The 10,014-nt window shown below is 67.7% G+C and carries 11 protein-coding genes; 8 read left to right on the top strand and 3 right to left on the bottom strand.

The window, feature by feature from the left end; translation table 11 throughout:
* Positions 1-50: 50 nt before the first annotated feature.
* Positions 51-788 carry a 16S rRNA (uracil(1498)-N(3))-methyltransferase gene (locus tag ACFOLC_RS15290; protein ID WP_386760126.1) on the bottom strand — a complete coding sequence of 246 codons (738 nt, stop codon included), beginning with the start codon at positions 786-788 and terminating at the stop codon, positions 51-53.
* Positions 779-2,203 (bottom strand): adenosylmethionine--8-amino-7-oxononanoate transaminase, encoded by a 1,425-nt coding sequence (gene bioA / locus ACFOLC_RS15295; protein ID WP_386760127.1) that lies wholly within the window; start codon positions 2,201-2,203, stop codon positions 779-781. The genes ACFOLC_RS15290 and bioA overlap by 10 nt, the downstream gene beginning before the upstream one ends.
* A 71-nt stretch (positions 2,204-2,274) precedes the next feature.
* On the opposite strand from bioA, the gene nudE reads away from it, so the two are divergent.
* The 4 genes from nudE to ACFOLC_RS15315 all read left to right on the top strand — a co-directional run bounded on the left by nudE (position 2,275) and on the right by ACFOLC_RS15315 (position 4,929).
* Positions 2,275-2,826 carry an ADP compounds hydrolase NudE gene (nudE, locus tag ACFOLC_RS15300; RefSeq protein ID WP_386760128.1) on the top strand — a complete coding sequence of 184 codons (552 nt, stop codon included), beginning with the start codon at positions 2,275-2,277 and terminating at the stop codon, positions 2,824-2,826.
* Complete coding sequence (cysQ, locus tag ACFOLC_RS15305; protein WP_386760129.1) at positions 2,823-3,620, top strand: 3'(2'),5'-bisphosphate nucleotidase CysQ; 798 nt, start codon at positions 2,823-2,825, stop codon at positions 3,618-3,620. Before nudE ends, cysQ begins: the two co-directional genes overlap by 4 nt.
* Positions 3,621-3,758: 138 nt before the next feature.
* Complete coding sequence (gene mazG, locus ACFOLC_RS15310; protein WP_386760130.1) at positions 3,759-4,604, top strand: nucleoside triphosphate pyrophosphohydrolase; 846 nt, start codon at positions 3,759-3,761, stop codon at positions 4,602-4,604.
* Between the two features lie 22 nt (positions 4,605-4,626).
* The gene (locus ACFOLC_RS15315) at positions 4,627-4,929 is read left to right on the top strand and encodes an Mpo1-like protein (protein ID WP_386760131.1); all 303 of its coding nucleotides are present in this window, start codon (positions 4,627-4,629) and stop codon (positions 4,927-4,929) included.
* A gap of 48 nt (positions 4,930-4,977) precedes the next feature.
* Here ACFOLC_RS15315 and ACFOLC_RS15320 read toward each other — a convergent pair whose 3' ends face one another.
* Entirely contained in the window at positions 4,978-5,319 is a 342-nt protein-coding gene (locus ACFOLC_RS15320; protein WP_386760132.1) for a DMT family protein, read from the bottom strand.
* A 105-nt stretch (positions 5,320-5,424) separates the two neighbouring features.
* On the opposite strand from ACFOLC_RS15320, the gene ACFOLC_RS15325 reads away from it, so the two are divergent.
* From ACFOLC_RS15325 to ACFOLC_RS15340, 4 genes are all read left to right on the top strand, one after another.
* Positions 5,425-6,135 carry a response regulator transcription factor gene (locus ACFOLC_RS15325; protein WP_386760133.1) on the top strand — a complete coding sequence of 237 codons (711 nt, stop codon included), beginning with the start codon at positions 5,425-5,427 and terminating at the stop codon, positions 6,133-6,135.
* Positions 6,136-6,149: 14 nt separating this feature from the next.
* Complete coding sequence (locus ACFOLC_RS15330; protein ID WP_386760134.1) at positions 6,150-7,424, top strand: sensor histidine kinase; 1,275 nt, start codon at positions 6,150-6,152, stop codon at positions 7,422-7,424.
* 120 nt (positions 7,425-7,544) lie between these two features.
* Positions 7,545-9,083, top strand: a complete 1,539-nt coding sequence (locus tag ACFOLC_RS15335; protein WP_386760135.1) for an efflux RND transporter periplasmic adaptor subunit — start codon at positions 7,545-7,547, stop codon at positions 9,081-9,083.
* Entirely contained in the window at positions 9,080-9,772 is a 693-nt protein-coding gene (locus ACFOLC_RS15340) for an ABC transporter ATP-binding protein (protein WP_386760136.1), read from the top strand. The genes ACFOLC_RS15335 and ACFOLC_RS15340 overlap by 4 nt, the downstream gene beginning before the upstream one ends.
* Positions 9,773-10,014: the final 242 nt, after the last annotated feature.

Below are 10,014 nucleotides of genomic sequence, written 5' to 3' on the forward strand. Positions count from 1 at the left end.
CGGTTCGCCTGCTCTGCTATGCGCAACGTGAAGTGTTGAAGGCCGCCAACTCAGGCCAAATCGCCGAACCGTGCCTGCAGCGCCGTGATCGCCGCCAGGCCGGCGGTCTCGGTGCGCAGGATGCGCGGACCCAGGCGCAGGCCGGTGAAGCCTGCCGCACGCAGCTGCTCGCGGTCGCCGGCCGACCAGCCGCCTTCGGGGCCGATGGCGAGATAGGCCGGTGCGGCCGTATCGACCTGCAGGGTGGAGAAGGCGAGCTCGCCTTCCGGGTCGAGGATCATCCGCAGGCCGCCGGCCGGCAATGCGTCGAGCACGGCCGCCAGCGAGGCCGGTGCGGTCACGTGAGGCACATGCGCGCGGCCGCTCTGCTCGCAGGCCGCGACGGCGACACTGCGCCAGTGGGTCAGGCGTTTTTCCGCGCGCGCCTCGTCCAGCTTCACTTCGCTGCGTTGCGACCACAGCGGGCGGAACTCGGCAGCGCCCAGTTCGGTCGCCTTCTGCAGGATCAGGTCCATCTTCTCGCCGCGGGCCACGCCCTGCAGCAGCACGATCCGCAGCGGCGATTCGCGCATTACCGGGGTCGCTTCGCCGATGCGCACGCGCAGTTCGCGCTTGCCCTGGGCGATGATCTGCGCGGCGTAATCGTGGCCGTCGCCGTTGAACAGCACGCAGGCGTCGCCGACGCCCAGGCGCAGCACGCGCGCCAGGTGCGTGGCCGGGCCTTCCGGCAGCGCGATCTCCTCGCCGCTGCGCAGTGGCTGGTCGATGTGGACCCGGGTCAGGCGCATGCGGCCTCCTTGATGGCATGGTCGATTGCCGCATGCGTGGTGGACGCGAGCAACTGCAGCGCGTCATCGTCGACGCAGTACGGCGGCATCCAGTACAGCACGTCGCCGAGCGGGCGCAGCAGCACGCCGCGCTCCAGGGCAGCGCGATAGGCACGCAGGCCGATGCGGGCGTCCGGATTGAACGGCGTGCGCTTGTCGCCGCCGCGCGTGAGTTCGAACGCGACGATCATGCCGGCCTGGCGCACGTCGGCAACCTGCGGATGATCGGCGAACGCGGCCGCGAGCCCGGCCATGCGCGCGGCGGTGGTGCGGTTGCGCGCGATCACGTCGTCGCTGGCGAAGATGCCCAGCGTGGCCAGAGCCGCGGCGCAGGCAAGCGGGTTGCCGGTGTAGCTGTGCGAGTGCAGGAACGCCTTTTCACGCGAGTCGTCGAGGAAGCCGTCGTAGATCGACTGCGTGGCCAGCACTGCCGCCAATGGCAGGGCACCGCCGGTCAGGCCCTTGGACAGGCACAGCAGGTCGGGCTGCACGCCCGATTGTTCTGAGGCGAACAGCGTGCCGGTGCGACCAAAGCCGACCGCGATCTCGTCGCAGATCAGGAACACGCCGTGCGCGTCGCACAGCTGGCGCACCAGCTTCAGGTACAGCGGGTCGTGCATGCGCATACCGCCGGCGCACTGCACGCGCGGCTCCAGGATCAGCGCGCAGACCTCGTCAGCATGGCGTTCGAGCAGGTCGCGCAAGGCATCGGCGGCGCGCTGTGCGCGCTGTGCCGGGGTTTCGCCGGGCTCGCACAGGTAAGCATCGGGCGAGGGCGCGAACAGCGCTTCCGCCAGCAGCGGCGCATAGACGCGGCGGTACAGCGGGATGTCGCCGACCGCGAGCGCACCCAACGTTTCGCCGTGATAGCCACCCTCCAGGGCGATGAATTTGGTGCGTCCCTCGACGCCGCGGTTGCGGAACCAGTGGAACGCCATCTTGAGCGCGACCTCGACCCCGGCCGAGCCGTTGTCGGCATAGAACACCTTGGCCAGCGGCTCGCGATCGACCTCGCGCGGGGCGATCGCGAGCAGGCGCTCGGCCAGCTCCACCGCCGGCGCGTGCGAGCAGCCGGCCAGGATCACGTGCTCAAGCGTGGTCGCCTGCCGCGCAATCGCGGCGGCGATGCGCGGTTCGGCGTGACCGAACAGGTTGGTCCACCAGCTGCTGATCGCGTCGAGGTAGCGGCGGCCGTCGCGGCCGATCAACCACGGGCCTTCGCCGCGTTCGATCGGCAGCAGCGGCAGCGTGTGGGGGTGCTCGCGCATCTGCGTGCACGGGTGCCAGAGCACGGCAAGGTCGCGCGAGCGCCAACGATCAGCTTCGGCGGTCGCCGCCTCTGCTAGCATCGCGGCATCGTGAGTCTTCTTCTGCATCCCGCCATTATCCCGTCTATGCGCGCGTCGCGCAGCGTGGCGGCTGGCACGCGCTGTCGCGGGGCCACGCCATGAGCCGGCGCCTGCCGATCATCCACCGCATCACCGAGCACGACGCCGGCCCGTACCGGCTCGAGCGCCTCGACCTGGAGTTCGCCAACGGCGAGCGCCGCCACTACGAGCGCCTGCACGGCCGCGGTCATGGTGCGGTGGTGGTGGTGCCGATGCTCGATGCCGACACCGTGCTGCTGGTGCGCGAGTACGCCGCCGGCGTGCACCGTTACGAACTGGGCCTGGTCAAGGGCCGCATCGACGCCGGCGAGACGCCGCTGCAGGCGGCCGATCGCGAACTCAAGGAAGAGGCCGGCTACGGCGCGCGCTCACTGACCGTGCTGCGCACACTGACCTTGGCGCCGACCTACATGAGCCACCAGGCCCACCTGGTGCTGGCCCGCGATCTCTACCCCGAGCGTCTGCCCGGCGACGAGCCGGAGGAGTTGGAGGTGGTGCCGTGGAAGCTCGACGACCTGCACGAGCTGATCTTGCGTGAGGATTTTTCCGAAGGCCGCAGCATCGCTGCCCTGTTCATCGCCCGTGAGTGGCTGAGGACGCAACCGACATGATTCCCCACGAGTTGCGCGAGGGTGTGATCGCGCTGACGCGCGACGCCGCCGCAGCGATCCTCGGCATCTACGACAGCGACTTCGCCGTGCAGCACAAGGACGATGACTCGCCGCTGACCGCCGCTGATCTGGCCGCGCACCGTTGCATCGTCGACGGCCTGACGCGGCTGACCCCGGACATTCCGGTGTTGTCGGAAGAGTCCGCGCACGAGGTGCCCACCTCGTTGCGCCGGCAATGGTCACGCCTGTGGCTGGTCGACCCGCTCGACGGCACGCGCGAGTTCGTCAAGCGCAACGGCGAGTTCTCGGTCAACATCGCCCTGATCGAGGACGGCGTGGCGGTGTTCGGCATTGTCCAGGCACCGGTCACCGGCGCCCTGTGGCACGGCGGCGCCGAGCTCGGTGCGTTCCGCCGTGACGGCGAGCATGACACTGCGGTGCATGCTCGCGTGCCGGCTACCGCGCCGTTGCGCGTGGCTGCCAGCCGCTCGCACCGCGATGCCCGCACGCAGGAGTTCATTGCACGGATGGGCGACGTTGAGCCGGTCGGCTTGGGCTCGTCGCTGAAGTTCTCCCGCCTGGCCGAAGGCACGCTGGACGTGTACCCGCGTTTTGGCCCGACCAGCGAGTGGGATACGGCGGCTGGCCAATGCGTGCTCGAAGGCGCCGGCGGTGCGGTGCTCGACCCACAGGGCTGGCCATTCCGCTACAACCAGCGCGAGCGCATCCTCAACGGCGACTTCATTGCGCTGGGGGATACCGCGCTGCCGTGGAGGCAATGGCTGGCTGGGTGAGGGTTTGGCCGTCATTCCCGCGCAGGCGGGAATCCAAGGGCGTTGTTGTTGCTTGGATTTTCAGGCTAGATCTGAGTTCGAAAATCTTCAAAGTCCATGGATTCCCGCCTTCGCGGGAATGACGAACAAGAGCGAAGCATGAGCGATAGTCTTGGCGACCCGCGCGACATCGACACCCTGATGGCGATCATGGCGCGCCTGCGTGATCCGCAGCGCGGCTGTCCGTGGGATATCGAGCAGACCTTCGCCACGATCGCGCCGTACACGATCGAGGAGGCCTACGAAGTCGTCGATGCGATCGGTCGCAATGCCCTGGGTGAATTGAAGGACGAACTCGGCGATCTGCTGCTGCAGGTCGTGTTCCACGCGCGCATGGCGCAGGAGCAGGGGGCATTCGCCTTCGCCGATGTCGTCGCAGCGATCAGCGACAAGATGGTGCGGCGACACCCGCACGTGTTCGGTGACGAAGCGGTGGAGGATGCGCAGGCGCAGACGGTGGCCTGGGAAGAGCACAAACGCCGCGAGCGCGAAGACAACGGCCACGCCGACCGCTCCGCGCTGGCCGGCATCGCCCGTGGCCTGCCCGAGTGGCAACGCGCGGTGAAGCTGCAGAAGCGCGCCGCCCGCGTCGGTTTCGACTGGCCCGACGTGACCCCGGTGTTTGCCAAGCTGCACGAAGAGATCGACGAAGTCCGCGCCGAATTCGCCGCGCTCGACGCCAACCCCGGCGATGCCGCCACACGCGACCGGCTCGAGGACGAGATCGGTGACGTGCTGTTCGTCTGCGCCAACCTCGCGCGCCACGCGCAGGTCGATGTCGGCGCCGCGCTGCGGCGGGCGAACCTCAAGTTCGAGCGCCGCTTCCGCACGATGGAGGCGTTCGCCGAGGCCGACGGCAATGCGCTTGCTGGCTTGCCGCTCGAGGCGCAGGATCGTTACTGGGACCGGGCCAAGGCGGCCGAAAGCCTTGACGCGCCGGAGTGATCGCCCGGAGCAAGAGCACGCCATGCAGCGCTTCGCCAACTTTCGCGAGTTCTATCCGTTCTACCTGGACGAGCACGCCAACCGGACCTGCCGGCGGCTGCATTTCATCGGCAGTTGCGGCGTTTTGGTGCTGCTGCTACTGGCGATCGTGACCGGCAACGCCTGGTGGCTGCTGGCGGCGTTGTTGTGCGGTTACGGCTTCGCCTGGGTCGGCCACTTCTTCTTCGAGCACAACCGGCCAGCGACGTTCAAGCACCCGTTGTATTCCTTCGCTGGCGACTGGGTGATGTTCAAGGACATCCTCAGCGGCAAGATCCGGTTCTGAGCTTGCTGCCAGGCACTTCATCGTCGCCGCAGGGCGACGGTGGTGCCCTTACTCCAGAAAGATCAACCACGCCGCCACAGCGATCAGCGCAAACCCCGCCCAGTGGTTCCACTTCAGCGGCTGCTCCAGGTACCAGGCCGAGAATCCGGCGAACACCAGCAGGGTGATCACCTCCTGCATGCCCTTGAGCTGCGGCGCCGAATAGACCGCGCTGCCGAAGCGGTTGGCCGGCACCATCAGGCAGTATTCGAACAGGGCGATGCCCCAGCTGGCCAGGATGACCGTCAGTAGCGGGGTCGACTTGTACTTCAGGTGCCCGTACCAAGCGAAGGTCATGAACACGTTGGAGCCGAGCAGCAGCAGGATCGGGGCGAGGCGTTCGGTCAACATGGGCGTTGTTCGTGGGTGGTCGTGTTCAGCTTAATGCGCTCTCTTCACGAAACCTCTACCCTGTAGAGGGCAGTCTTCACAAAACTGAAGGGCTGGAGACGTTGCATGCATGTGACGAGAGACGGGGGCCTGGTCCTGATCGTGGAGGACAACCGCAATATCTCGGAAATGGTCGGCGAGTACCTGGAAGGCCGCGGCTTTGAGGTCGATTACGCCAGCGACGGTCTCGACGGTTACCGACTGGCGACCGAGAACAATTACGACGTCGTGGTACTGGACCTGATGCTGCCGCGCATGGACGGCGTCGAGGTCTGCAAGAAACTGCGCGAGGAGGCACGCAAGTCGACGCCGGTGCTGATGCTGACCGCGCGCGACACGCTCGACGAGAAACTCACCGGCTTGGGCGCCGGTGCCGATGACTACCTGACCAAGCCGTTCGCGATCCAGGAACTGGAAGCGCGCCTGCGCGCGCTGATCCGCCGTGAGCGCCGTCAGGTCGGTGGCGAGGTGCTCAAGGTCGCCGACCTGGTGCTCGACCCGGCCAGCCTGCGCGTCACCCGCGGCGGCAGCGAGCTGCAGCTGTCGCCGATCGGCCTGCGCCTGCTCACCATCCTGATGCGCGAATCGCCACGCGTGGTCAGCCGCCAGGAGATCGAACGCGAGATCTGGGGCAATGGCCTGCCCGATTCCGACACCTTGCGCAGCCACCTGTACAACCTGCGCAAGACCATCGACAAGCCGTTCGGCAAGCAGCTGCTGCACACCGTGCAGAGCGCCGGCTACCGCGTCGCGGACATCTCGCAGCCGCCGGAATAGGCCGCTAACGTCTCATGTCGCATGGTCTTCCGCGCAAGATCAAGCTTGCCTTCGTCTCGCAAGCTCTGATCGGCAGCATCGTGATCACCTTGGGCATCCTGCTCGCGGGCGTGGTCGTGCGCCAGACAGTGGTCGAGCAGCGCATCGAGAGCGAAGCGGAATCCTTCTGGCAGACCTACCAGGCCGACCCGACTGTCCCGCTGCCGAAGTCGTCGACGATGACGGCCTACCTCATCCGGCCCGGGGCGCACGACGCGCCTTTGCCGGCTGAGCTGGCCGAACTCGACCCCGGCCTGCATTCGCTGCCCGGCAAGGGGCGCATGGTCTACGTCGACCAGCACGCGCAGAGCCGGCTGTATCTGGTGTTCTCAGCGTCGCTCGCCGACCAGTCGATCCTGTTCACCGGCCTGGTCTCGCTGCTGCTGTCACTGCTCACCAGCGGCGTGCTGATCTGGCTGACCTATCGCACCTCCAAGCGGCTGGTGACGCCGGTGAGCTGGCTGGCGAACGAGGTCGCGCAATGGGACCCGCGCGACCCCGATGCCAGCGCGATCGCGCAGGTCAACCTGCCGACGGATGCCGGCGACGAGGTGCGCAAGCTGTCGCGGGCCTTGAGCGGGCTGGCCGGGCGCGTAGGCGATTTCGTCCAGCGCGAGCGCGATTTCACCCGCGATGCCAGTCACGAGTTGCGCACGCCGCTGACCGTGATCCGTGTTGCCACCGACCTGATGCTGGCCGATCCGGACACCACGCCGCGCGCGCAGCGTTCGCTGGCGCGCGTGCAGCGCGCCGGTCGCGACATGGAGGCGGTGATCGACGCGTTCCTGATCCTCGCGCGCGAGGCCGAGGTGGCGCCGCAGAGCGAGGAATTCGAGGTGCGCGACATCGTCGCCGGCGAGGTCGAGCGGGTGCGGCCGCTGCTGGCCGGCCGGCCGATCGAGCTGAGCCTGCACGACGAAGGCGCGCCGCTGCTGGTCGCGCCGCCGCACGTACTGCGGGTGATGGTCGGCAACCTGCTCGGCAATGCGGTGCGCTTCACCCACGAGGGGCAGATCGAGGTGCGCCTGACCCGCGACCGCATCGTCATCCGCGACAGCGGCATCGGCATGGCTCCGGACATTCTGGCCAAGGCCTTCGATCCGTTCTTCCGCGCCGATTTCGCCAATGGCGATGGCAAGGGCATGGGGCTGTCGATCGTGCGTCGGCTCGGCGAGCGCTTCGGTTGGCCGGTGAGCCTGAGCAGCGCGCCCGGGCAGGGCACCACGGCGGTGATCCACTTCACTCCCTGAGTCGCGCGGCGGCGGCCGGATGTGCTGTGATGCACCACCGGCTGAACGATTGCGTACGGTCGCTGTCAACCGGATGTCGCCGTGCGCGTTGGTGCCGGCATAACCCTCGAAGCGAGCCCCATGAGCGCAGCCCGCAAGTCCCTGTCCGTCGCCCGCAAGTCTGCCTGGGTCCGCCGCACCGTCATCGCCGTCGTCGTGCTCGCCGTGGTGGCCGCCGGCGTCCATTTCTACCGGCAGCGCGGCGCCGCCGCGGCCAATACCGGCTACCGCACGGTCAATGTCGAGCGCGGTGACATCCGCGTCGCCATCTCCTCCACCGGTACGCTCAGCGCGATCTCCACCGTCACCGTCGGCAGCCAGATTTCCGGCCAGGTCACCGACGTGCTGGCCGATTACAACGACGAGGTCAAGAAAGACCAGGTCATCGCCCGCATCGACCCCAAGACCTACGAGGCGCAGATCGCCCAGGGCAACGCCCAGATCGCCAACGCCCAGGCGGCGCTGGCGCAGGCGCAGGCGACGCTCAAGAACGCCGAACTCGACCACCAGCGCAAGGCCGATCTGCTCAAGCAGCAACTGGTCGCACGCAGCGACGTCGACCTGGCCCGCGCCGCACTCGACCAGGCCCGCGCCCAGGTCAATGCCGCCCAGGCCCAGATCCGCCAGCAGACCGCGTCGACCGAGACCACTCGGGTCAACTTGGAGCGCACCGTGATCCGCTCGCCGGTGGACGGCGTGGTGCTGACGCGCAGCATCGAGCCCGGCCAGACCGTCGCCGCCAGCCTGCAGGCACCGGAGTTGTTCACCATCGCCGAAGACCTGGGCAAGATGAAGATCGAGCTGGCCGTGGACGAGGCCGACATCGGCCAGGTCAAGGCCGGGCAGAAGGTCTCCTTCACCGTCGATGCTTTCCCCGACCGCCAGTTCCGCGGCACCGTCGAGCAGGTGCGGCTCTCCGCCACCACCACCAGCAACGTGGTGACCTACCCGGTGGTGGTGACGGTGGACAACTCCGACGGCACCCTGCTGCCGGGCCTGACCGTCAACGCCGAGATCGAGGTCAGCCGCCGCGACGGCGTGCTCAAGGTCGCCAACGCCGCACTGCGCTACAAGCCGGCCGACAACGGCGCGGCGCAGGCGCCTGCGGGTGGGGTGGTGCGCGGCGGCGGCAGTGGTGTCATCGACGACCTCAACCGCACCGCGGCCGCGCTCAAGCTCAACACGGAGCAACAAGCGGCCTTCGACACGGCGGTGGCCGCGGTGCGCGAGCGGCAGGCGGCCCGCCAGGCGCAGTCGCCACAGCAGGGCGGCGGCAGCGGGTTGTTTGGCGGCGGGCGTGGCGGTCCGCCGGGCATGGTCGTGATGGGCGCGGGTTCGGCCGACCTGCAGGCGCAGATGCGCCAGCGCATGGCCGAGCGTTTCAAGGAGGATTTCGCGCTGTTCCGGGCCAGTCTCGACACCGCGCAGCAAGCGCAGTGGGACGCCGCGCTGTCGGCGCTGCTCAATGCCAAGCGCGCCGCGCTCTATCGCCTGGTCGATGGCAAGCCGCAGATGGTGATGGCGCGCATCGGTGCCAGCGACGGCAGCAGCACGGAAGTCTCCGGCGGCGGCCTCAAGGAAGGCGACGTGATCGTCACCGGCGAGCGCGCCAAGGAATGAGCGCTGCTGCCGACAATGTGCCGGTCATCCGCACGCAGGCTTTGAGCAAGACCTACGCCGCCAGCACCGAGGCGGAGGTGCAGGCCTTGCGCGGCGTCGACCTGCGCATCGGTCGCGGCGAGTTTGTCGCGATCATGGGGCCGTCCGGCTCCGGCAAGTCCACGCTGATGAACCTGATCGGCTGCCTCGACACACCCACGTCCGGCATCTACGAGTGCGACGGGGTTGACGTGTCCACGCTCGATGCCGAGGAGCTGGCGGTGCTGCGCCGTGACAAGATCGGCTTCGTCTTCCAGGGTTTCAACCTGCTGCCGCGGATGAGTGCTTTGGAAAACGTCGCCATGCCGCTGGGCTACGCGCGCGTGCCGCCGCACGAGCGCCTGGAGCGCGCGCGCCAGGCACTGGTTGCGGTCGGCCTGGGCGAGCGCGTCAGCCATCGCCCCAGCGAACTGTCCGGTGGCCAGCAGCAACGCGTGGCGATCGCCCGCGCGCTGATCAACCAGCCGCCGATCCTGCTGGCCGACGAACCCACCGGCGCGCTCGACAGCAAGACCGGCGAGGAAATCCTGGCGCTGTTCAAGCGCCTGCGCGACGACCAGCACACCGTGGTGCTGATCACCCACGACGCCGAAGTGGCCGCCCATGCCGATCGCATCTACGTGATGCGCGACGGCGAGCTGCATGAGTAGCCGGGATTTGTGATTCGTGATTGGTGATTCGTAAAGGCCTGTGTCATCCCGAGCGACAGCGAGGACCTGTTGGTTTTTTCTATCTATCAGGAACATACAAGCAGATCCCTCGCTTGCGCTCGGGATGACGGCCGTTACGCTCCCGACGAATCACGAATCACGAATCACGAATCACGAATCACGAATCACGAATCACGAATCACGAATCACGAATCACGAATCACGAATCACGAATCACGAAT

The organism is Lysobacter cavernae, assembly GCF_042648505.1.
GTDB lineage: Bacteria > Pseudomonadota > Gammaproteobacteria > Xanthomonadales > Xanthomonadaceae > Lysobacter_L > Lysobacter_L cavernae.